The organism is Janthinobacterium sp. GW822-FHT07H11, from assembly GCF_058798615.1.
Genome location: NZ_CM179507.1, coordinates 3,719,264 through 3,741,659 on the forward strand (window position 1 = coordinate 3,719,264; position 22,396 = coordinate 3,741,659).

General features: G+C 65.4%; 24 protein-coding genes. 14 read left to right on the forward strand and 10 right to left on the reverse strand.

The window, feature by feature from the left end; all coding sequences use genetic code 11:
- Positions 1-40 precede the first annotated feature (40 nt).
- The 4 genes from AC3RCJ_RS16415 to AC3RCJ_RS16430 all read left to right on the forward strand — a co-directional run bounded on the left by AC3RCJ_RS16415 (position 41) and on the right by AC3RCJ_RS16430 (position 2,771).
- Positions 41-727, forward strand: coding sequence for a hypothetical protein (locus AC3RCJ_RS16415; RefSeq protein WP_492958108.1), 687 nt, complete (start codon positions 41-43; stop codon positions 725-727).
- 25 nt (positions 728-752) lie between these two features.
- Positions 753-1,079 carry a hypothetical protein gene (locus tag AC3RCJ_RS16420; protein ID WP_492958110.1) on the forward strand — a complete coding sequence of 109 codons (327 nt, stop codon included), beginning with the start codon at positions 753-755 and terminating at the stop codon, positions 1,077-1,079.
- Between the two features lie 101 nt (positions 1,080-1,180).
- The gene (locus tag AC3RCJ_RS16425) at positions 1,181-1,825 is read left to right on the forward strand and encodes a hypothetical protein (protein WP_492958112.1); all 645 of its coding nucleotides are present in this window, start codon (positions 1,181-1,183) and stop codon (positions 1,823-1,825) included.
- A gap of 88 nt (positions 1,826-1,913) precedes the next feature.
- Positions 1,914-2,771: an alpha/beta hydrolase gene (locus AC3RCJ_RS16430; RefSeq protein ID WP_492958114.1), complete on the forward strand. Its 858-nt coding sequence runs from the start codon at positions 1,914-1,916 to the stop codon at positions 2,769-2,771.
- Between the two features lie 9 nt (positions 2,772-2,780).
- Here AC3RCJ_RS16430 and AC3RCJ_RS16435 read toward each other — a convergent pair whose 3' ends face one another.
- Entirely contained in the window at positions 2,781-3,671 is an 891-nt protein-coding gene (locus tag AC3RCJ_RS16435; RefSeq protein WP_492958116.1) for a LysR substrate-binding domain-containing protein, read from the reverse strand.
- Between the two features lie 164 nt (positions 3,672-3,835).
- Between AC3RCJ_RS16435 and AC3RCJ_RS16440 the strand changes: the two genes are divergently transcribed.
- From AC3RCJ_RS16440 to AC3RCJ_RS16465, 6 genes are all read left to right on the forward strand, one after another.
- A complete protein-coding gene (locus tag AC3RCJ_RS16440) occupies positions 3,836-4,456 on the forward strand; it encodes a LysE family translocator (RefSeq protein WP_492958118.1) in 621 nt (206 codons plus the stop codon).
- 72 nt (positions 4,457-4,528) lie between these two features.
- The gene (locus AC3RCJ_RS16445; RefSeq protein WP_492958120.1) at positions 4,529-5,383 is read left to right on the forward strand and encodes an undecaprenyl-diphosphate phosphatase; all 855 of its coding nucleotides are present in this window, start codon (positions 4,529-4,531) and stop codon (positions 5,381-5,383) included.
- Between the two features lie 58 nt (positions 5,384-5,441).
- The gene (gene mntP / locus AC3RCJ_RS16450; protein ID WP_492958122.1) at positions 5,442-6,011 is read left to right on the forward strand and encodes a manganese efflux pump MntP; all 570 of its coding nucleotides are present in this window, start codon (positions 5,442-5,444) and stop codon (positions 6,009-6,011) included.
- 106 nt (positions 6,012-6,117) lie between these two features.
- Complete coding sequence (locus AC3RCJ_RS16455; protein ID WP_492958124.1) at positions 6,118-6,324, forward strand: hypothetical protein; 207 nt, start codon at positions 6,118-6,120, stop codon at positions 6,322-6,324.
- Positions 6,325-6,557: 233 nt separating this feature from the next.
- On the forward strand, positions 6,558-6,875 hold the full coding sequence (locus AC3RCJ_RS16460; RefSeq protein WP_492958126.1) for a hypothetical protein: 318 nt from the start codon (positions 6,558-6,560) through the stop codon (positions 6,873-6,875).
- 72 nt (positions 6,876-6,947) lie between these two features.
- Positions 6,948-7,193, forward strand: coding sequence for a hypothetical protein (locus AC3RCJ_RS16465; protein ID WP_492958128.1), 246 nt, complete (start codon positions 6,948-6,950; stop codon positions 7,191-7,193).
- Between the two features lie 10 nt (positions 7,194-7,203).
- On the opposite strand, the gene AC3RCJ_RS16470 is transcribed toward AC3RCJ_RS16465, so the two are convergent.
- Positions 7,204-7,425, reverse strand: coding sequence for a hypothetical protein (locus AC3RCJ_RS16470; protein ID WP_492958130.1), 222 nt, complete (start codon positions 7,423-7,425; stop codon positions 7,204-7,206).
- Positions 7,426-7,571: 146 nt separating this feature from the next.
- Between AC3RCJ_RS16470 and AC3RCJ_RS16475 the strand changes: the two genes are divergently transcribed.
- Positions 7,572-8,288: an SOS response-associated peptidase gene (locus AC3RCJ_RS16475; protein ID WP_492958132.1), complete on the forward strand. Its 717-nt coding sequence runs from the start codon at positions 7,572-7,574 to the stop codon at positions 8,286-8,288.
- A gap of 1 nt (position 8,289) precedes the next feature.
- On the opposite strand, the gene AC3RCJ_RS16480 is transcribed toward AC3RCJ_RS16475, so the two are convergent.
- The 8 genes from AC3RCJ_RS16480 to queE form a co-directional block, all read right to left on the reverse strand.
- Entirely contained in the window at positions 8,290-9,471 is a 1,182-nt protein-coding gene (locus AC3RCJ_RS16480; RefSeq protein WP_492958287.1) for a DUF418 domain-containing protein, read from the reverse strand.
- 17 nt (positions 9,472-9,488) lie between these two features.
- Positions 9,489-10,406 carry a muramoyltetrapeptide carboxypeptidase gene (gene ldcA / locus AC3RCJ_RS16485; protein WP_492958134.1) on the reverse strand — a complete coding sequence of 306 codons (918 nt, stop codon included), beginning with the start codon at positions 10,404-10,406 and terminating at the stop codon, positions 9,489-9,491.
- A gap of 32 nt (positions 10,407-10,438) precedes the next feature.
- Positions 10,439-11,356: an alpha/beta fold hydrolase gene (locus AC3RCJ_RS16490; RefSeq protein ID WP_492958136.1), complete on the reverse strand. Its 918-nt coding sequence runs from the start codon at positions 11,354-11,356 to the stop codon at positions 10,439-10,441.
- A 161-nt stretch (positions 11,357-11,517) separates the two neighbouring features.
- Positions 11,518-12,672, reverse strand: coding sequence for a hemin-degrading factor (locus AC3RCJ_RS16495; RefSeq protein ID WP_492958138.1), 1,155 nt, complete (start codon positions 12,670-12,672; stop codon positions 11,518-11,520).
- A gap of 62 nt (positions 12,673-12,734) precedes the next feature.
- Complete coding sequence (locus AC3RCJ_RS16500; RefSeq protein ID WP_492958140.1) at positions 12,735-15,086, reverse strand: TonB-dependent hemoglobin/transferrin/lactoferrin family receptor; 2,352 nt, start codon at positions 15,084-15,086, stop codon at positions 12,735-12,737.
- A gap of 219 nt (positions 15,087-15,305) precedes the next feature.
- The gene (tadA, locus tag AC3RCJ_RS16505; protein WP_492958142.1) at positions 15,306-15,815 is read right to left on the reverse strand and encodes a tRNA adenosine(34) deaminase TadA; all 510 of its coding nucleotides are present in this window, start codon (positions 15,813-15,815) and stop codon (positions 15,306-15,308) included.
- A complete protein-coding gene (queD, locus tag AC3RCJ_RS16510; RefSeq protein ID WP_035819191.1) occupies positions 15,808-16,254 on the reverse strand; it encodes a 6-carboxytetrahydropterin synthase QueD in 447 nt (148 codons plus the stop codon). The genes tadA and queD overlap by 8 nt, the downstream gene beginning before the upstream one ends.
- A 9-nt stretch (positions 16,255-16,263) precedes the next feature.
- A complete protein-coding gene (queE, locus tag AC3RCJ_RS16515; RefSeq protein WP_492958145.1) occupies positions 16,264-16,899 on the reverse strand; it encodes a 7-carboxy-7-deazaguanine synthase in 636 nt (211 codons plus the stop codon).
- Positions 16,900-17,213: 314 nt separating this feature from the next.
- Here queE and AC3RCJ_RS16520 point away from each other — a divergent pair, with 314 nt between their 5' ends.
- From AC3RCJ_RS16520 to AC3RCJ_RS16530, 3 genes are all read left to right on the forward strand, one after another.
- Positions 17,214-18,098, forward strand: a complete 885-nt coding sequence (locus AC3RCJ_RS16520; protein ID WP_492958147.1) for a sensor histidine kinase — start codon at positions 17,214-17,216, stop codon at positions 18,096-18,098.
- 116 nt (positions 18,099-18,214) lie between these two features.
- A complete protein-coding gene (locus tag AC3RCJ_RS16525; RefSeq protein WP_492958149.1) occupies positions 18,215-19,201 on the forward strand; it encodes a sensor domain-containing diguanylate cyclase in 987 nt (328 codons plus the stop codon).
- 234 nt (positions 19,202-19,435) lie between these two features.
- On the forward strand, positions 19,436-22,312 hold the full coding sequence (locus tag AC3RCJ_RS16530; protein WP_492958151.1) for a M16 family metallopeptidase: 2,877 nt from the start codon (positions 19,436-19,438) through the stop codon (positions 22,310-22,312).
- Positions 22,313-22,396 lie beyond the last annotated feature (84 nt).

Below are 22,396 nucleotides of genomic sequence, written 5' to 3' on the forward strand. Positions count from 1 at the left end.
GCATCTTTTGGCGCCTGACATCGACTCATGGAGAATAGACATGCACCAAACAGTAGCAACATCGCGTAGCGCCCTGCTGGCGGCAGCCTTTGCCGCCGTGGCGCTGGCGCAGCCCGCCATCGCCGCGGAAACCGCCGTGGAACTCGCGCCGCTAGCCGTCGCCAACCTGTACATCAAGACCATCATCAACCACGATGAAGCCAGCGTCGCCCAGCTCAACGCCTATTTGCGCCCCACGCGCCTGGCGGGCCACCAGAGCGCCGAATACGCGTCGTACAGCGGATTGAAGGAGACGGATGCGAAATTCCCGAAAGAAACCGGCAAGCTGATCGCCGACCTGTTCCCCGCCGCCATGCGCGCGGCCGTCACGCCGGCCGCCGAACAGCTGACCGCGAACATCATCGCCGCCAAGAATGGCGCCGCGTGCCAGGCCACCAAGGCGGACCCTGTGACGGTGGAGAACGGCATGCAAACGTCCGCCGTCAGCTTCGAATGCCAGCTCGTCAAGGTGCCCGTGGCATGGGCGCCTGCAGCCCAGCAACTGGCGAAAAGCGGCTGCACGGTCGAGCAATGCAAGGCCGGCCTGCAAAAGATCGCCGCCACCTACACGGGCTCGCCAAAGCAGACCTGGCGCGCCGTGTTTGCCGTCAGCCGCGAAAAGGACTCGGAAGCGTGGCGCAACGATTTCGCGCGCGAAACTTTCGATGAAATCTGGGAATACCTGTAATCCTGGCCTCGTTTACAATGGCCCGATGAACAAGTTGACTCCGGTACCGCAGCCCGCAGGCCTGACCCTGCTGCGCCTGCTCGCCCCCGACCATGTGGAAGGCGCGGTGGTTGCACAAGCGCTGGCGCAAGACTTGCCTGCACTGCACGGCAAGCAATTGCTGGCGCTGCTGCGCCGGCTGCGCGCCGCGCAATCGAACCAGCAGCACTATGCGGGCGCCAGCCCGGCGCAGGCCGAGCAGCAGTTCGGCGCCGCCATCGCCGCCGTCAAGGCGGAACTGGCCACGCGCCCGCACATCCTCAACAAGCAGGAAGCGAAGGCCTTGCGCCAGGCGGCGGCAAAAAAGCGTTAATCGGGACGCCAGCCGCCCGCCAGGCCTTTCGTGTGGGCAAGCACGCCAGCCCCCTCCTATAATTGAACGCTCTCCTGTTTCCGCTCTTGAAAGGCGCCCCCATGCCCACACGATTTTCCCGCCTTGTATTCGGCTGCGCCATGCTGGCCCTGACCGGCCTGGCGACCGCACAGGCGTCCGGCGCCCGGCCCACCATCGGCCCCATCGACGCGCGCGCCGTGTGGCAGGAACGCTCCTTGTCGGCCTGCCGCAGCGAACAATCGCCCACCGCGCCCGACGTCTGCCTGCTGCGCACCATGCAGCGCTCGGGTGCCCGCCCGCAAGCCATCGCCGCCGCCAACATGCTGGTCAAGGCAAACAAGGCCGGCTTTATCTCGGCCTGGCGCCCGCTGGGCAAGGCGGCCCTGGCCACCGTCACCTATCCGTTCCGCGCCAACACGAATGAAGGCACCTTGCTGATCGGCAGCGATGGCGCCGCCATCGACGTCGACGAGCACTCCGTGCGCGAGGAAGACCGCGCCACGCCTGCATGGCAAGCGTTTACCGCCGCCCACCCGGATGCCATGCCGTTTGCGCCCGCCGAGTTCGTCGGCAGCACGGCGACGGCCGATGGCGGCCAGCGCCTGCTGTTTTCCACGCCTCTGATCACCTGCCACGCCTGCGCCGACGACGGTGCGCTGCTGGTCGCCTACACGATCGACAAGGCCGGTATCGTGCTCGAGCGAAAACTCTTGACGATCAAGTAAGGCTGCACCAAAGATAAGATAGAATTGCTTGATGGCATGTCTATACGCGTACATGCCATCGATCCAAACTTACTTATCACAGGAAACCATGCGCCGCTCTTGCCTTGCACTGCACCTCACCGCCGCCCTGCTGCTGTCCAGCTCCTTCCACCTCGCCACCGCCGCGCCCGCCGCTACCGCCAGCGCGGCCACGCCGCTCGTCATCGGCGAGAGTTTCACGATCGATTCGCAGGCGCTGAAGGAACAGCGCCACATCAATGTGTACATGGCGCGCGCCTGGGACACGCCGCCCGACGCGCCGCTGCCCGTGCTGTACATGCCCGATGGCGGCATCCAGGAAGACTTTTTGCACGTGGCCGGCCTGCTGCAGGTGTCGGTAGCGAATGGCACCATGCGTCCGTTCATGCTGGTCGGCATGCAGAACACGCAGCGCCGGCGCGACCTGACGGGGCCGACGGACAGCGCGGCAGACCGCAAGATCGCCCCCGTGGTGGGCGGCTCGCCAGCCTACCGGGCCTTCATCCGCGATGAACTGATGCCGGAAATCAAGCGCCGCTACCGCACGACGGGCGAAACGGCCATCGTCGGCGAATCGCTGGCCGGCCTGTTCGTGGTGGAAACCTATCTGCTGGAACCGCAGCTGTTCGACCATTACCTGGCCTTCGACCCCAGCCTGTGGTGGAATGGCGGCGCCCTGCCGCGCCAGGCGGCGGCCCTGCTGGCCAAGGGCAAGCCGGGCAAGCACAGCCTGTACCTGGCGTCCAGCAGCGAAGCGGGCATCGCCGTGGAAGTGCAGCGCCTGGCCGACGTGCTGGCAAAGCAGGCGCCGCCCGGCTTGCAGTGGCACCAGGAAAAGATGCCGGCCGAAACCCATGGCACGATCTACCATCCGGCAGCGTTAACAGCGTTCCGCGCCGTGTTCAAGCCGGCCGCCGCGCCCCAGTAAGCAGGACGGCTACGCCACCGGCAGCGCCTGCCCCATCTGCTCGCGCAGCCAGCGCAGCAAGGCGGTGCGGCGCACATCGCCGTCGAACGGCAGCGGCGACAGCAAGACATAGGCGCTGCCGTCGCGCCGGAAACCCAGGGGCGCCACCAGGCGTCCGCTGTCGATCTCTTCGCGCACCATGAAGATGGAGCCGATCGCCACTCCCAGGCCGGCGCAGGCGGCTTGCAGGCTCAGGTAGAAATGCTCGTAGATCTGGCTGTCGCCGTGGCCGGCGCCGGTGTTGCCCGCATCGGCGGCGCGCCACTGCGCCCAGGCGGCCGGGCGCGACGCCGTGTGCAGCAGGCGCTGCGCGGACAGGTCCAGCTTGCCTTGCAGCAGCAGCGCGGGCGCGCACGCGGGCGCGATCCATTCGTCGCCCACTTTTTCCACATGCAATCCCCCATCCCACGCGAAATCGTTGCGCCGCAGCGCCACGTCCACCGCATCGCGCTGGAACGCCACCGGCCCGCCCGAGGCGAACAGGTGCAGCGGCACGTCGGGATGGCGCTGGTAAAAGTCGCCGAGGCGCGGAATCAGCCATTTCATGGCAATCGTCGGCTCGCAGGACACCACCAGCGGCGCCGGGCGCGCCGGCTGGCGCACGGCGTCGAGGGCGGCGTCGAGCCGTTCGAACGCTTGTTGGACGGCATCGCGCAACTGTGCGCCCGGCGCAGTCAGGAAGACGCCGCGATTGCGACGCTCGAACAGGGCCGTGCCGAGCGACGTTTCCAGCAGGCGGATTTGCCGGCTGACCGCCCCGTGCGTCACGTGCAGCTCGTCGGCCGCCTGGACGAAGCTGCCCAGCCTGGCGGCCGCCTCGAAGAAACGCAAGCTGCCGAGTGCCGTCTGTCTGGTCATCATCTGTCACTTTTTCTCACACATACCGACAAGATATCATCGTTTTTCCTCGTCCGCCATTCTAGCGATAATGTGTGTCCCAGCCACCGGCATGGGGCAGATGCCGCCCCCGCACAGGCGATGATTACTCACCGATTGCCATGCGCCGCCACTCCCAAGGAAGAACCATGATTGCATTGCTTGCCGTTGCATTGATTACCCTGCTCGCCTCCATCGTGCCCGGCCCCGATTTCGCGATGGTCACGCGCAACAGCTATCTGCATGGCCGCCGCGCCGGCCTGCTGGCCGCGCTCGGCATCGCGCTGGGCGTGCAGGTGCACGTGTTCTATACGATGTTTGGCGTGGGCCTGATCATCGCCAGTGCACCAGCCCTGTTTACGGTGATCAAGTTTGCCGGTGCCGCCTACCTGATCGTGATCGGCTGGAAAACCTGGAGCAACCGCGCCGGCCTCGTCATCGACCTGCAGGGCGGCGCCCGCGTGCCCCGGCGCACGATCCTGCTGGGCGGCTTCCTGACGAATGCCCTGAACCCGAAAACCACCTTGTTTGTCATCAGCACCTACACCCAGGTAGTGCAGCCGGGCACGCCGTTGGGCGTCCAGTTCGGCTACGGCCTGTGCATGTCCGCCATCCACCTCGCGTGGTTTGCCCTCGTGGCCATCTTTTTCTCGCAGGCAAGCTTTCGCTTGCGCATGGTCAAGCAGCAGCGCACGATCGACCGGCTGATCGGCACGCTGCTGATGGCGCTCGGCGTGCTGCTGGCCTGCGCCAACATGGACAAACTGTAATGGCGCGCACGGCTCGGGTGCGCGCTACGGCGGGTAAAATCGGCGGCCCTGCTTTTCCCATCCAGCCCCCCCATGAGCTTTTTGCAATTATTTATCCTTTCCCTCGTCCAGGGCTTCGCCGAGCTGCTGCCCGTGTCCAGCTCCGCCCACGTCATCGTGGCGGAAAAACTGATGGGACTGGATCCGACCTCGCCCGAGCTGACCATGCTGCTGGTGATGCTGCACACTGGCACCATGTTCGCCGTCATCGTGTATTTCTGGGCATCCTGGCGCGCCACGTATTTCAGTGCGGCCGGCGCCTTGCGCAGCAATGTGCTGCTGCTGGCGGCCGCCACGGCCCTGACGGGCATCGTCGGCTTCGGCTTGCTCAAGGGCATCACCCATGTCATGCGCAAGGAGAGGCCCGGCTTTGAAATCGAACACCTGTTCGGCAATGCGACACTGATGGCCGCCGCCCTGGCCGCCGCCGGCGTGCTGATCATCGTGTCGTCGCGCCTGCAGGCGCGCCAGCATGGCACCTTGTCCATCGGCAAGGCGATGGTGATCGGCGCCGTGCAGGGCCTGTGCCTGCCCTTCCGCGGCTTTTCCCGCTCGGGCGCCACCATTTCCGCCGGCATCGCCATGGGCGTGCCGCAGCGCCGCGCCGAAGAGTTCAGCTTTGCCCTGGCCGTCGTGCTGACGCCGGCCGTGCTGGCCAAGGAAGGCTGGCGCTTCTACCAGGCCGTGGCAAATGGCGGCCTGGACCATCTGGAACACGGCAACAGCCTGCTGCACCTGCTCGGCCCCAGCCTGCTGGGCATGCTGCTGTCGTTCCTGGCCGGCTTGCTGGCCCTGCGCTGGCTGTCGCGCTGGCTAGAACAGGGGCGCTGGCATTTCTTTGGCGCGTATTGCCTGCTGGCCTCTGCCGTGGTGCTGTACGTAGGGTAAAATCGCCGGGTTTCTAGTTTACACACACATCCCAGCCAGGTTTTACAGAAAGCCAACGATGAATTTCGCCGCCACCGCCGCCCTCTCGCTTGCCATGTCCACCGATGCCTTCGCGGCTGCCGTCGGCAAGGGCGCCGCCCTGCACAAGCCGCGATGGCGCGAGGCGCTGCGCACGGGCCTGATCTTTGGCGTCATCGAGGCGATCACGCCCCTCATCGGCTGGGCGCTGGGCAGCGTGGCCGCGCCCTACGTGGAAGCGTGGGACCACTGGATCGCCTTCAGCCTGCTGGGCATCATCGGCCTGTTAATGATACGCAATGCCCTGTCCGATGCCGACGAGGAAGAAGCCCCCGCGCAATCGCACTCGTTCTGGGTGCTGGCCGTGACGGGCCTGGCCACCAGCATCGACGCCATGGTGGTGGGCGCGGGACTGGCCTTGCTGGGTGCCAATATCGTCGTCACGGCCGCCGCCATCGGCTTTTCCACCTTCGTCGTGGTGACCCTGGGCGTGATGCTGGGCCGCGTGCTCGGGACCATCGCCGGGCGGCGCGCCGAGCTGGTGGGCGGCCTGGTATTGATCGTCATCGGTTGCGTCATCCTGTACGAACATATCGGCCATCCGGCCTGACGAAGGGGCGACCAACAGGCGCGCACGCCACAGGCAGCGGCGCGGCTGGCCGCGCGCTTTGTGCTACATTCATTACTCTGCATTCCTGTCTCGCAAGGTGACCATCATGGAAACTCTGGAGCTGCTTTTTGCCGCGCTGCTACGCGAAACGGCCGTATCGATCCGCGACCATCACGTACCGTTTGCCATCAAACACGACGAGCGCGCCTACTTCGAATGGATGGATGGGCATCCGATCAATGGCTATATCCAGGAAGCGTATCGCGAGATCGAAGAAACGGCGCAGCAGATCCGCGCCATACGCGCTGGGTGATGACGCTTGCCGCAAGCTGCTGCGCGGGGCGCTTTGCGGCCGGCGATGCTCACCGTACTCATGTACGGTTGCGCTTCTCGGCCACACATCGCCGCCGCTCGCTACGCTTGCAGCCAGCGTCGATACGCTAGTTGAATGCGTTCAAGGGACGTATTGATACAAATCAAACACTCAGCTGTTTTATACGCTCAAAAAGGTCTGAGCCACCACAATCAGGTCTGGAGGCGGCAAACATGGAGCAACAACAAAAACACCAGATCAGGGGCTATGAATTTCATGTGGCGGGGGCGCTGGAGAAGGATGGGCGCTACCGGGGCATGATACTGATCAGCAAGCGGGGCGACACGCAGCAAGTGTATGCCAAGCCCGTGCTGATTGAAACGCCCAGCAGTTTCAAGTCCGTGCATGCGGCCTTGATCGAGGCCTCGGCGTATGCCCAGGAACTCATCTATAACGGCGCCATCAAGGCGCTGCTGCCGGCCGATGCGCCACTGGCGGATACACAGGCTGGCACGCAGGCGCCGCAGCCGCCGGATTTCGTCGGCAACTGACGCCGGCACGCCCATCCGGCCGCCTTGGGCGCGCGTATAATGACGCGCTTTCCCGGATAAGAACTCAGCACCATGGAATATGTGAATTTACCGCTGGCCTTCCTGATCGGCTGTGCCCTGATCGCCTTGCTGGCCAAGAAGAACGGCCACTCCTGGTACCTGTTTTTCTTCGCCATCGCCGTACCCGCCCCGCTGTTGCTGCTGCTGTTGCCGCACTTGCTGGGCAGCGGCGTGGCGGCGCTGCCGGCCGTGCGCCTGGGCACGGCCATGCTGTTTCCTGTCGCGGGCCTGCTGCTGGCCTTGCGACGCAAGGCCTGAACGGCCCCGCTCAGCGCGCCGGGGCGCCGTCGGCCAGGCGCCAGCCCACGGACAGCGCCAGTTGCTGCGCTTCTTTTTCATTGCTGCAATCGTCGTAATCGCAAGTATCTTCATACGCGCCGCACGCATGGTTCTGGCTGATGAAGGAGCCGACCCAGCGTCCGTCGCGGCGCTGGCGCGCCGTGGCGCTGATGGTGAAACCCTTGTGTATCGTGGGATTGTCAAAAGACATAATGTTTTCCTCCGCTGTCTACGCGTCAGGGACCTGACTTGCCATCACTGTGCGCCTGCCGCCGCGCGCGGTCTGTACGTTTGATCACACTCACGCCGCGTGCGACCGCGCGGCGGCGCGCCTGCGCCTTCGGGTATGATTTGGCCATGTGTGGACGATACGATCAAAACGAGACGGCGCGCGCGCTGGCGGCGCATTTCGGCTGGGCCGACGCGGTCTTCGACAGCCAGGCCGAGCCGCACCTGAACGTGTCGCCCGGCACGTACCGGCCCGTGCTGCACATCGAGGATGGCGTGCGCCGCGTCGACGACGTGTTCTGGGGCTACCGTCCCGCCTGGGCCGCGCAAGCCGTGCCGGCGCCCGGCAAGAAGAAAATTCCCATCGCTATCAATGCCCGCCTGGAAAAACTCGCCGGCGCCTACTGGAAACCCTTGCTGCGCGCGGGGCGCGGCATCGTCTGCGTGGCCGGCTGGTATGAATGGACTGGTGAAAAAGGCCACAAGCAGCCCTGGCACATCCACCGCAAGGACCGCGCACCCCTGTTCCTGCTGGCGCTGGCGCAGTTCGGGCCGTACAAGCACAGCCGCGAAGAAGCGGGCTGCGTGCTGGTGACGGCAGACAGCCTGGGCGGCATGGTCGACATCCACGACCGCCGCCCCGTGGCCGTCAACCTGGAAGACGCCCACCGCTGGCTCAATCCGCAGCTGTCGCCCGAAGCGGCGCTGCAGCTGGCCCGCACCTGCATGCTCGACGCGGACTTGTTCGAATGGCATGCCGTCGATAATCCGCTGGTGCCGTCCGCCAAGGCCAAGGCACCACCGCCGGCGTCGCCGCAAGGCGCCTTCGACTGGGGCACCGACTAACTCAGCCGGGCAAGCGCGCCAGCCTGCGCCACAGCGCCTCCATCGGCCCCTGGCGGAAGTGCCGCAGCCAATAGCGGCTCAGCAGCACCTGCCCCGCCATGATCACCAGGGCCAGGCCCAGCATCTCGATGGGGCGCAGCGTGGCGCCCCAGCCCAGCCCGGGCCCCTGCAGCAGCCAGGTACCGAGCGCCGATTGCAGCAGGTAGTTGCTGAGCGCCATGCGGCCCACGGGCGCCAGCCATGACCCCAGCCAGCGCAGCATGAAGGGGCCGGCCAGCATCAGCGCCGCCACATAACCGGCCGCCAGCACGGGGCCGCCCGCGAACAGGCCCATTTCGAACAGGGCCGTATCGAACACGGTTTGATAGGGATCGGCTACCTGCCACGCGATGGCGCCCGCCGCCAGCAGGTTGAACGGCAAGCCCGCGCCCAGTCCCACGGCACGCACCCGGCGCCACAGGCACTGGTGGCGCCGCGGCCGCGTCAGCCAACCGCAACGCACGGACAAGATGCCCAGCAAGAACAGCACGATGATATGCGGCAGCATGACGATGGCGTACAGCAGCGACATCAGGTAATCGTTGGCGCGCAGCCTGGCCACGGCCCACGCGCCGCCCTGCGTATAGGTCGCGTAGCGGGCGGCGAAGCTTTGCAAATCCTGCGCCGTATCCGGTGCGCCGCCCTGCTGGCCCACGGGAATCAAGAGGCACATGAACAGCAGAAAACCGCCCGCCACCAGCCAGGCGCGGTTGCGCACGCGGCTCAGTTTGGCGCCGGCCAGCGGCAGGACCAGCATGCCGGCCAGCGCGTACGAGGTCAGCACGTCGCCGCTCCAGATGCAAAAACCGTGCAGCAGGCCAAGCGCGAGCAGCCAGCGCAGCCGCCGCCGGTAGGCCGCTTGCGCCGCCTCCCAGCTGCCCAGCTGGCGTTTCAGGGAGCGTGTCTGCAGGGCGAAGCCGGCGCCAAACAGAAACGCGAAGATGGGATAGAACTTCAGTTGCGCCAGCGCCGCCACGCCGAAAATGACGAGCTGGTCCAGCACGGGCGGCTGGGCGGGCAAGGTGCCATAGCGCAAGGACAGGCTGCCCCAGGCGAAGGACCAGATATTCACCAGCAAGATGCCGAACACGGCGATGCCGCGCAGCACGTCGAGCTGCAGCAACCTGCCGGCCCTGGCGTGCATCGAGTCCAAGGCGGCGTTCAGGGGCGCGCCAGGGTCGGGTAGTCGCTCACCTGCAGGCTGAAGCCGGCGTCGTCCGAATGCAGCCGCGCCTGGCCGCCGAAGGGCAAGGTAACGCGGCGGCGGATGTGGCCGAATTCGAGCCCCGTCAGCACGGGCACGGGCAGGCGCGCGCGCACATAGGCCAGCATGGCGTCAAAATCGTAGCCCTTGTCCATGGGACTCAATTTATAGGCGGAAAAGTCACCGAGCACGACCGCATGCTGGCGCTGCAGCACGCCCGCGTGCAGCAATTGCAGCAGCATGCGCTCGACCCGGTACGGGTGTTCGTTGACGTCTTCCAGGAACAAAATGCCGCCATCGACCTGCGGGAAATACGGCGTGCCGAGCAGGTGCACGAGCATGGCCAGGTTGCCGCCCCACAAGGTACCCACGGCCTCGACCTGCGGATTGCCGGCAGACACGCCCGTGACCGTGTGCGTGGGACCGGCCAGGCAGGACCACAGTTGATCGAGCGTAAATGGCTCGGGCTCGTCGCGCGTGAAATCGTCGCAGAGCATGGGGCCGGCAAAGCTGGCGCGGCCCGTCTTGGCCAGCAAGCCCATGTGGAAAGCCGTGAAATCGCTGTAGCCGACGAACAGCTTGCGGCTGGCCGCCATGCGGTCGAAATCGATGTCGGGCAGGATGCGGCTGATGCCGTAGCTGCCGCGCAAGGCCAGCACCACCTGCACGTCCGGGTCGGCGGCCGCCGCGTCCAGCTGCGCCAGGCGGCCCGCATCCGTGCCGCCGAAGCGCTGGAAAGTATGTTCAGGGTCGTAGTAACTGTGGACGGTGGCGCCCTGCGCCCGCAAGCGGGCGATGCCGCGCGCCACGGCCGCCTCATCGGGCGCGCAACCGCCGGGGGCGACGATGGCGATGCCAATTTCAGGTGTCTTCAAAATGCCCATGCCTTCAAAAGTGGTGGGCGCGCCTAGGCTGGCTGGGAGCGCATCTGGGGCGCCATCTTACCTTGCAGATGCACATCGATCAAGGCGAGCAGGCGCTCGATCAGCTGGGGCGGCATGTCGTGCCCCATGCCTTCGATCACTTCCAGCCGGGCGCCCGGAATCAGCGCCGCCGTATCGATGCCGCAGGCGACGGGGATCAGGGGGTCGGCCGCGCCATGTATCACCAGCGCCGGACAGCTGATGCTCGGCAGCAAGGCCGTGCGCTCGCCCGAGGCGGCAATCGCCACCATCTGCCGCGCCACGCCTTCCGGGCAACTGCCCCGCTGCAGCGCCGCCTCGATGCGCTGGTACAGCAGTTTTTCCGAGACGGGATAGGCGGGACTGCCGATGACGCGCGCGGTGGCGGCCATATGGTCCATCAGTTCGGTGCGGCTGGCATGGCGTTTCGGCCGTTGCAGCAAGGCGTTGCGCGCCGCCCGCGTGGGACCGGGCAAGCCGCGCCGGCCGCTGCTCGACATGATGGAAGTCAGACTGAGCACCTGCCGCGGCGCGCGCGCCGCCATCACTTGCGCGATCATGCCGCCCATGGACACGCCGATCACGTGCGCCTGGGCGATGCGCAAGGCCGCCAGCAAGCCCAGCGCGTCGTCCGCCATGTCGTTCAAGGTGTAAGACGTTTTCAGGGGCCAGCCCAGCAGGTTTTTCACGTAGGCCAGCGGCAGATACGGCTTGCCCGCGAGCGCCATCTTGCTCGACAGGCCGCTGTCGCGGTTGTCGAAACGCACGACCCGAAAGCCTTGCTCGACGATGCCTTCGACGAAGTCCGCCGGCCAGGCGATCAGCTGCATGCCCAGGCCCATGATCAGCAGCACGCACGGATCGTTGGGGTCGCCGTGGCTTTCATAAGCGATGTTGAGGCCATTGGCCATGATGGTTGCCATGCTTGCCTCTCTTTCAGGAACCGGCACGCAGGCACGATCTGCGGTCCTGGAGTCAGCATACCACTATTGTGATAGTACCATCATGACTCATGCGGCAGTCCCTCTGCACTGTTGCCGCGCCGGTACGCCGGGCGGCAACGCTGCAGTGTCGACGCTGCTGTTTACTTGGCTTTTGGCAAGGAATCAGCCAGGTCCACCCACGCTTGCGGCTGCGGCTTGCCGCGCTCGCGCACGCCGAAGAAGGAGACCACTTGCGTGCCGTCGTTGTCGAAGAACTCGACGGAAGTCACGCCGCCGCGCTTGACGACCCAGCCGCTGCGCAGGGCCGTGTCGCGGATGTGCAGGTTGAAGTCCGGGTCCAGCACGTTGAAGAAGCCGCCGGCGGCCATGGTTTTTTCGATCTTGCCGCTGTAGATCTGCGTCAAGCCTTCATTACCCAGGAAGACCATGATGGCGACCTTGTCCCTGGCCGCGTTTTCCAGCAAGGTACGCAGCGCTTGCGGCGTCACGCGCTCGACCACGCCGGCCGGCGCCAGGCGCAGCGCCTGCTCGCGCGTCAAGTGGAATTCGCGCATGATTTGCGCGAACTGGTGCACGTCCGTCATGTCTTTCCAGGCCAGCTGGAATTCCTTGACGTCGATCTCGCTGTCCGGCTTTTCCGCCGCTTTCGGCGCCACGGCCAGCACGTTCAGTTCCGCGCCTTGCTGCGGCAGGCGGAAAGTCGCCACCAATTTATCGTAGACGGCCACGCCCGCCTCGTTGCGCACATAAATCTTGTGCACGGCCGTGCCGTTGGCGTCAAAGAATTGCAAGCTGCGCGTGGGCTTGCCGTCGCGACCAGGCTGCTCCACGGCAAATGCGTACTTCCAGTTTTCAAAGTGGAAACGCAGGTCGATCTGGCCGCCCAGGTAACCGCCCGCGATATTGCGCTGGCGCGCTTCCGTTTCCGGGTCCTTGGTGTCGGCCTGCTCGGACTTGTCGCCCGCCTGCTTGAACTTGCTGGCCACGCCCGTCGTCTCAATGACGCCGTTTTCATTGCGCGTGATCGCTTGCACGAGGCCCAGGTCCAGCGCGGCGCGCATGATTTCGCGCGGTTGGTTGCCATCGGCCTGCAAGCGCGTGACGCCCTTGCCGATATTGGTTGCCAGCAATTGCGCTTCGGACACGCCCAGCGCGCGCGCCGCGTCGCGGATCTGCAGCTTCGGCTGCTCCGTGCGCAAGGTGGACCAGCGTTCCGCCAGGGTGGCTGGGGCCGCGGTTGCGTTTGCAATCAGCAGGCTGCCTAGCAGGGATAGAACGAGTTTGGATAACTTCATAGAGAGACCATTCAATCAAACATGGAAAAAAAGAGGGGCAGGCGCCCCTCCCCGGTAAAAATTTAGAAATTGACGCTGAGGCTGGCGGCGACGTTGCGGCCCGGCTTGGCGTAGCGCTCGATCTCGGCGCGGCTGGCGGCCGTGGTGCCGGCGGACAGGCTGCGCGCGGCGGCGTAGTCCCAGTACTTGCGATCCGTCAAGTTGTACACGCCGACGACGATCTTCGCGTTCTTGTGCACGTTCCAGTAGGTCGACAAGTCAAGGATGGTGTACGACGGCACGCTGAAGCGCGGCGCGGTCGCGCCCATCAGCAAGTCATTCGCCGCCTGTTTTTCCCCCGCATGCACGGCCGTCAGGGCCAGGCCGAACAGCTCGTTCGCGTGGTCGTAGCCGAAGGTCAGGGCCGACTTGGCCGGCGCCACCGAGTTCAGATCGCCGCTGTCGCCCGTCCGGGTATTGAAGGAGCGGCCCTTGGCCACGCCCGTGGCCAGGTCGACGTGGTAGCCCTGCATGGCCGGCGCCCAGGCGCCCAGCTCCGCGCGCAGGGTCAGCTCGGCGCCCCAGGTGCGCGCATTGCCGATGTTTTCCGGACGGAACAGGCCCTGGGTGATGGTGGGATAGTTGACCGGGTCATCGTCCTGCATCACATACTCGATCATGTTTTTGTATTCCGTCTGGTAGACGGAGGCATGCAGGCTCAAACCCTTGGCGACGTCGCCCTTCAGGCCCAGTTCATACGCCTGGCTGGTTTCCTTGCGCAGATTCGCATTGCCCAGCACGGCATAGCCCTTGCCCGTGCCCGTATAGCTGATGGAATCATAGGTGCCCGTGCGCTCGGCCGCCGTCGGCAGGCGCGTGCCGCGCGTGACGGTGGCGTAGGCGTTTATTTGCGGCAAGACTTCCACGGACAGGCTCAGGCTGGGCGTGAAATAGCTGTCGCTCTGCTTGCGCACTTCCTTGGACGCGCCCGGCACGCCGATGGCATAGCCTTGCAGGTTCTTCGGCGCGTCCCTGCGGTAATCGGCACGCAAGCCCGGCGTCAGCACGGCTTTCTTGCCAGCCAGATTAAAACTGAGGTCGTCGCGCACGTACAGGGCCAGCTTGCTCGTGTCCATGTCGGCCATGCGGTTCTTGTTGGTGATTTGATGCTGGCCCGTGGCGATGATGAGGCGGTCTTCGCGCCACGGACGCCGGGTTTTCAGCTGTTCCAGCTGCACGCCGTACAGCAGCGCGTTGTCGGCGTTGAGCTGCTTGAACGCTTCCGACGTGACGCCGATGCTGTCATTCTTGAAGCTGGTGTCGATGGCGCGCTGCGCCGGGCTGCCAAAGGTGTAGACGCCTTGCGTCTTGTCGTCGGTTTTCGCATTCTGCAGATACACTTTCGACGTCAGGCGGTCGAACAGGGCGAAATCCTTGAGCACCACGTCGTGGCCCAGGCTCACGCGCGTGCGCTTGGTGGTGGAATCCTGCTGCACGCCCGTCGGGTAATACGTGCTGACCTTGCTGCGCAGATCGCGCTGGTTCTTGCGCTCGAACATGTCGACCGTCAAGTCCAGCTTTTGTTCGCCCGGCAAGGTCCACACCAGCTTGGACAGCAAGGCGTTCGAATGCCAGTCATCGGGATTGGGCGGCGTGGTGCCGCGGCTGTCCGTCTGCTCGCCGTCGCGGTGCACGTAGACGGCCAGGCCTTGCAGCGTGGCGCCTATCCTGGCGGCGCCCGTCAGGGTGTGCGCATTGCTGCGGTCGGCCGTGGCGCGGCCGTATTTATAGGCAACATAGTGATCCTGCCCCTCGCCCAGGTAATCCTCGGGCGACTTGGTGATGAAGGCCACGCCGCCGCCCAGGCCCGGATTGGCGCCGCTGGCGGCCGTCGTGCCAGAATCGATGCGCACTTCGCGGAACGTTTCAGGGTCGAAATAATCGCGGCCCGTGGCGAAGGCGTTGAGGGTGTTGCCGTCCGGCTTGGGTGCCGCGTCGGGCAGCGCAATGCCATCGAGCTCCAGGCTGACCCGGTTGCCTTCCAGGCCGCGGATGTTGTAGCCCGTATTGCCGGAACCGTCCCACACGCTGCCGCTGCCCGAGGCCGCCGCCGGCGCGGTAATCAAGGGCAGGTAGCGCACGATGCCGCCCATCCCGGTGACATTGCGGCGCTCCAGGTCGTCCGCCGTGACGACCGTCTTGGTGCCGGCGCGACGCTCGTAGTCCTGCTTGGCATTGACGACGATTTCCGGGAACACCGGCAGCCTGGCCGGCTCCTGGGCGGCCGTGCCCGCATTGACGGCGGCCGTTTGCGCCTGCGCGGGCAACAACGGTGCCGCAAACAGGCCCAGCAAGGCGGCGCGCAAGACCAGGTTGTGGCGGTGGAAGGCAGGAACGACGGGGGCAGCGGAGCGCTGCGTAGACACTGTAGTCATGATGATCCGGTGGAAGAGTGGAGGCTGGCTCTTGAACCCGGATCGGCAACGATGCGTAAGGGAAGTTTGCTGGCGAAAACAATACTGTAACACGAATCATTCTCATTTGAGAATGGCAATTGGTCTATACAGATGTTATTTCGCAACAGTTATAAAAAATGCCAGCCGGGATGGCTGGCATGGCTGACATACCGGCAAGGCCCTGGCGGCCCTGCCCTGTCAGGCCGGCGGATGGGCCAGCTTGCGCGCGTCCGCCTGGGCGCGGCGGCGCTCGGCAAAGAAACGCTTGAGGAAGGCGCCGCACTCGTCGGCCAGCACGCCGCCTGCGATGGCCGTCTGGTGGTTCAGCGCCGGCAGCTCGAACAGGTTCAGCACGGAACCGCAGGCACCCGTCTTCGGGTCGCCCGCGCCGTACACGACGCGCGCCAGCCGCGCATGCAGCATGGCGCCCGAGCACATCACGCACGGCTCCAGCGTCACGTACAGCTCGCAACCGGGTAGCCGGTAGTTGCCCAGCTTGTCGGCGGCCGCGCGCAAGGCCATCACTTCGGCGTGCGCCGTAGGGTCGTGGCGGCCGATGGGCTGGTTGTAGCCGACGGCGATGACTTCCCCATCCTTGACGACGACGGCGCCCACGGGCACTTCGCCCAGGTCCCATGCGTGCTGCGCCTGCTCCAGGGCCAGCTGCATGTAGCGCGCATCCTGCGCGCCATCCCGCACTTCAGTCATCGGTCACTTCTGCCCAGCAATTCGGCGTTTCATGCAGCACCAGCTTATGCAGGTGCAAGCCGGTGCCGAAATGGTCGGTAAAGGCCGCTTTCAGGATCTCGAAGGCGATGCGCGCCAGGTTTTCCACGGTCGGGATGCGGTCGATGACGACGGTTTTATGGTCGGGCAGGCTGGCCAGGAAGTCGCGCACGGCCGTGTCCTTCTCGTAGACGAGGAAGGCGTGGTCCCACACGTCGACCAGGTGCTGCTTGGCCAGCGTCTTGACGTCGGAAAAGTCCATGATCATGCCATTGTCGGAATTGCCTTCCGCTTCGATGACCTTGCCGACCAGGGTGATTTCCACCGTATAGCGGTGGCCGTGCAGGTTGCGGCACTGGCTTTTATGGTCGGGAATGCGGTGGCCCGCGTCGAATTCGAGCTTGCGTGTGATAGTCAGCATAGTGTGTTGTTAAGGTATTTGCAGGAGTTTATGGGTTTGCAGGCTCAGCTTCCACTTCGGGTTGCTTTTGCACGTCTCGATGGCCAGCTGCATGTTGTGCGCGGCCAGGGGGCCATCCATGGCCTGCACGAAGAAGTTCTCGAAATCGAGCCCTTCGTAGGCGGCCAGGTCTTGCTGGAACTGGGGAATGACGACCTTGATTTCGTTACCCTTGTGCACGACCAGGGTGGAACCCATCTTCGGGCTGACGCAGATCCAGTCCACGCCGGGCGGCACGGGCAAGGTGCCGTTGGTTTCGATGGCGATGGCAAAGCCGACCGCATGCATGGCGTCGATCAGGGCCGCATCGAGCTGCAGCAGCGGCTCGCCGCCCGTAAACACCACGTATTTGCTGGCCGCGTAGCTGGCCGGCCACAGGCTGTCGATCAGCGCGGCCAGTTCGGCCGGCGTCCTGAACTTGCCGCCCCGCTCGCCGTCCGTGCCGACGAAGTCCGTATCGCAGAACTGGCAGACGGCCGTGGCGCGGTCGCTTTCGCGGCCCGTCCACAGATTACAGCCGGAAAAGCGGCAAAACACGGCAGGACGGCCCGCATGCGCGCCTTCGCCCTGCAGCGTGTAAAAGATTTCTTTGATGCTATAAGTCACTGTATTTCCTAAGAGCTGGCTGGCGCCCTCGCGCATGGCGGACGCCTGGACGCGCGCGCGGCACGCGTGGCGAGGCAAGACAAGGCCGGCGCCGGGACCGCAAAAGCCGATTGACAACCCTCTATTATATGCCGCCCCGACAGTTCCCGTGCAAATGCCGCTGGCCTTGCCGGTTGCCACAGAAAAACGACAGCGTTGCGCGCCGCTCGCGGCAATCTGCATGGATTTTGCGTTTAGACAATATAAATGCATGCCAGTTACTATATTTTCAGCTAATAGAATTGCCTATTGGCAAACAATCGGGGAGCGAGCAGATGATGCAACGCACTACACGCCTGCCATGCCGCCTGCGGATACTCGCTTGCATGGGCGCCGGCGTCACCTTGTCCATTCATGCCGAACACGCCGCCCTGCCGCTGGCCGACGCGAGCACGCCGCTGAACCTGGTCACGGCCTGCGCCGTGCTGCTCGCGGCGCTGGTCTTGCTGCTGCTGTGGCGCCAGCGCCGCCTGGCGCAGCGCATCGACGCGCAATACCGGCTGCGCGCGCACGCCGAACCGGGCTTGCTCGAACGCGCGCGGCAAACGGCGCGCGAACAGGAGCGGCTGCGCATCGGGCGCGACATCCATGACGACCTGGGCCAGCACCTGCTGACGCTGAAGATCGACCTGGCCATGCTGCAGTCCGGTGCGCACGGCGCGCCAGCGCTGCTCAGGCAAAAACTGGCGCTGATCTCGCACAATGTGGACCTCAGCATCGCCGCACTGCGCTGCGTGATCCACGACCTGCGCCCGCCCGCCCTCGAAGGCGGCCTGCAAGCGGCCTTCGATGGCTTGCAGGCCGAATTTTCGCGCAGCACCGGCATCGCCTGCGAATGCGCGTGCGAATTCGACGCCGGCACGGACGGCCAGCACGATGCGCTGCTGTACCACGTGTTGCAGGAAGCGCTGGCAAACATCGCGCGCCACGCGCGGGCCACGCGCGTCATGCTGCGCCTGCGGTGCGACGACACCATGCTGCAACTGAGCATCAGCGACGACGGCGTCGGCATGCCCGCCGTACCCCGGCGCGCGGGCTGCGGCCTGGCCGGCATGCAGGAACGCCTGGCGGCGGCCGGCGGCAGCCTGTCCATCGACAGCCGCGCCGGCGGCGGCACCACGCTGCGCCTGTCGCTGCCGCTGGCGGCCGGCCCGGCCTGACGCTGGCGCGACACATTCCGATGGACAATTATTGCTCCATATCAACATCCTCGGGCCGCGACGCTGCATCATGGCCTTCTCGCCAGCCCCGATCCACGCCACATAAGGATGCGCCCATGCCGGACACGCACGCACATGCAAGCGAATCACCGTACGCCGAACCGCAGGGCTTCGCCGTGAAGATGATGGAATTGCTGGTCGTCCCGACCTTCGTGCTCGATGTCCATCGCAAGGTGATGATCTGGAACCGCGCCTGCGAACAGCTGACGGGGGTGCCGGCCGCCGAAGTGCTGGGCACGGACCAGCACGGCCGCTGCTTTTACGCGCAGCCACGGCCCACGCTGGCCGACCTGCTGCTGGCCGGCCGCGGCGGCGACCTGCAGGCGCTATATGCACAGCAGCAATACCGCAGCAGCACGGGCCACAATCTGTGCGCGGAAAACTGGTGCGACATGCCGCGCACGGGCCGGCGGCGCTACCTGGCCGTGGATGCCAGTCCCATCCATGGCAACAATGGCGAGCTGATCGCCGTCGTCGAAACCCTGCGCGACATGACCGATGAAAAGCGCGCGCAGCTGGCGCTGGAACGCCTGGCCACGCGCGACGGCCTGACGGGCCTGGCGAACCGCCGCTGCTTCGACGATACCCTGCATGCCGAATGGCAACGCGCCCAGCGCCACGGCCAGCCGCTGTCGCTGCTGATGGTCGATGTCGACAACTTCAAGCAATACAACGATTGCCACGGCCACCAGGGCGGCGACCAGTGCCTGCGCACGGTGGCCGGCGCCGTCGCCAGCGAAATGCGCGCGAACGACCTGGTGGCGCGCTATGGCGGCGAGGAATTCGCCGTGATCCTGCCCAACCAGTCGCTCAAGGGCGCGGCCATCGTGGCCGAACGCATACGCCAGCGCGTGGAACGACTGCGCTTGCCGCGCCAGCGCACGGGCGGCCCTTGCGTCACCGTCAGCATCGGCGCCGCCACCGCGCTGCCCGGCGCCGGCACGCAGCTGGGCCAGCTGATCCATACGGCCGACGGCGCCCTGTACCGCGCCAAGCACCTGGGCCGCAACCGCATCAGCCTGCCGGAAACGACGCTGAGCTAAGCGGCAAGTGCCGGCGAGATGCGCGGCGGCATGCGCGGACGCAGGACGTCGTCCGCATCCGCAGATTCCTGCCAGCGCGGCGCGACTATCCCAACCCTCTGACGGCACGCATCCTGCGGCCCGCCTCCAGGCGTCCCTCCTCGTCGTCGCCACGGCCACCCCTATGCACGGCGGCATGAATCTTCTATGCTGTGGTGTTGCACTTTCATTACATCCAAAAAAGAAGGAGCCCCCGTGTCAAGAGTCCTGCCCATTTTCATCCCCGCTTTCGCCCTGGCCCTGTCGGCCATGGCCGCGTCGAACCTGGCCGCCGCGCCCGTCAGGCCGGCCGCCGCCCACGGCGCCGCCGCCGGCAAGTCCGATTTGCTGCCGTTCAAGGCCACGGAAAAGACCCTGGCCAATGGATTAAAGATCATCATCGTGCCGACCGGCTTCCCGAACCTGGTGTCGCTGCAGATTCCCGTGCAGACAGGTTCGCGCAATGAAATCGAGCCGGGCAAGTCCGGTTTTGCGCATTTCTTCGAGCACATGATGTTTCGCGGTACCAAGGCTTATCCGCCCGAAAAATACCAGGAAGTCATCACCCGCGCCGGCGCGCGCCAGAACGCCTACACCAGCGACGACCTGACCAATTACCACACCACGTTTGCCAAGGAAGACCTGGAAACGCTGCTGAAGGTGGAAGCGGACCGCTTCCAGCACCTCGATTACGCGGAAGACGCGTTCAAGACGGAATCGCGGGCCGTGCTGGGCGAGTACAACAAGAACAGCGCCAACCCGGTCGCGAAACTGTTCGAGGTGATGCGCGACAGCGCCTACGCCACGCATACCTACAAGCACACGACGATGGGTTTTATCCAGGACATCGAGGACATGCCGAACCAGTACGCATACTCGAAGATCTTCTTCGACCGCTGGTACCGTCCCGAGCGCACCACCATCATCATCGCCGGCGACGTGGAACCACAAAAAGCCATTGCGCTGGTGGAAAAATACTGGGGCAAATGGCAGCGCGGCACGCCGCAGCCGGCCGTGCCGAAGGAGGCGGCGCCGCATGGTCCCGTCTACAAGCACGTGGCCTGGCCCACGCCCACGCTGCCGTGGGTGGCCGTGGGCTTCCACGCGCCCGCGTTTTCCGTGAAGGACAAGGACCAGGCGGCGCTGTCCACCCTGCTGTCGCTGGCGTTCGGCCGCACCTCGCCGCTGTACCAGCGCCTGGTGCAGAACGAGCAGAAGGTCGATCAACTGTTCGACATGACGCCGAAACGGGTCGACCCGACCCTGGCCGTGATCGGCGCGCGCGTGAAAGACATCGGCGACGCCGTGTATGTGCGCGACGCCATATTGACCACCGTGGCGCGGCTGCGCGACACGCCCGTCAGCGCGAAGGAGCTGGCGGACGCCAAGTCGGCGGAAAAATACGGCTTGATCCGCACGCTCGACAACACCGAGCAGATCGGCGGCACCCTGGCCTCGTTCGTGCACTTCGACCGCGCGTATGCCACCCTCAACGACTACTACCGCCTGCTCGACACGCTCACGCCGGCCGACCTGCAGGCGGCCGCGCGCAAATACCTGACGGACGAGGCCTTGGTGGTGAGCACCCTGTCGCACCAGCCGATGGCGGCCGCCATCGCCGCCACGCCGACACTGGCCAGCCTGCTGCCGGCCGCCTCGAACGCGCAGTTCGACGTGCTGCTGCAACGGTCCGCGCTGCCGCAGATCCGCTACAAGCTGCTGTTTGCGGCCGGTTCCGCGCACGACCCGCAGGGCAAGGAAGGGCTGGCCGCGCTGACGGCCGCCATGGTGGCCTCGGGCGGCTCGTCCGAGCGCAGGATCGACGAAGTCAACCAGGCCCTGTTTCCGCTGGCCGGCAGCTTTACCCAGCAGACGGACAAGGAAATGACGACGTTTACCGGCTCCATCCACAGGGACAACTGGAGCCAGTTCAATGACATCGCCCTGCCCCTGCTGCTCTCGCCCGGTTTCCGCGAAGACGACTTCCGCCGCCTGAAGGATGCGCAAAAGAACGCGCTGCTGCTGGACCTGAAGGACAATAACGAAGAGGAGTTCGCCAAGGAACGGCTGCAAACCAATGTGTATGCGGGCACGCCATACGGCCACCCGGTACTGGGCACGGTCGCCGGCATCGACGCCATCACCCTGGACGACGTGAAACAGTTCTGGAAGAGCGCGTATGCGCAGGGCGCCGTCAAGGTGGGCATGTCCGGCGACGTCTCCGACGCCATGACGGCCTCGCTGACGCAGGCGCTGGGCAAGCTGCCGGCCGGTCCCGGCCTGCCGGCCAGCGTCAAACCGGCGGGCCGCAAGGCCAACGGACTGGAAGTGGAAATCATCGAGAAGAACACGCGCGCCACGGCCATTTCCTTCGGCCTGCCCCTGGAGGTGACGCGCACGCACGCGGACTTCCCCGCCCTGTGGCTGGCGAAGACCTGGCTGGGCGAGCACCGCGCCTCGAATTCCTACCTGTACCAGCGCATCCGCGAGCTGCGCGGCATGAACTACGGCGATTACGCGTATATCGAAGCCTTCCCGCGCGGCATGTACCAGTTCTTCCCGAACCCGAACCTGGGCCGCAAGGCGCAGCTGTTCGAAATCTGGATACGCCCGGTGGCGCCGGAAAATGCCCATTTCGCCCTGCGCGTGGCGCTGACGGAACTGGGCAAGCTCATCGACAATGGCCTGACGCAGGACGATTTCGCCACCACGCGCGACTACCTGATGAAGAACGTCTTCGTCATGACGTCGACGCAAGACCAGCAGCTGGGCTACGCGCTCGATTCGCAATGGCATGGCACGCCCGAGTTCACCAAGCTGATGCGTGACGGCCTGTCGAAACTGACGCTGCAAGATGTCAACCGCGCCATCCAGCAGCACCTGTCGGCGAAGAACCTGTCCGTGGTGATGATCGCCAAGGATGCGGCGGGCCTCAAGGAAAAGCTCGTCAGCGACGTTTTCTCGCCGATCAAGTACGATGGCAACAAGCCGCAAGCCCTGCTCGACGAAGACCAGGTCATCGGCGCCATGCGGCTGAACATCGGGCCGGACGCGGTGACGGTCACGCCGGCGGCGCAGGCCTTCGCCAGGTAACCGTCCGTGCCGGCGCCCGCCCGTCCCGGCGCACTGCGTCGGGACGGCGGCGCTGGCAGCGGTCCGCTGCCGGCACGCGGCGGA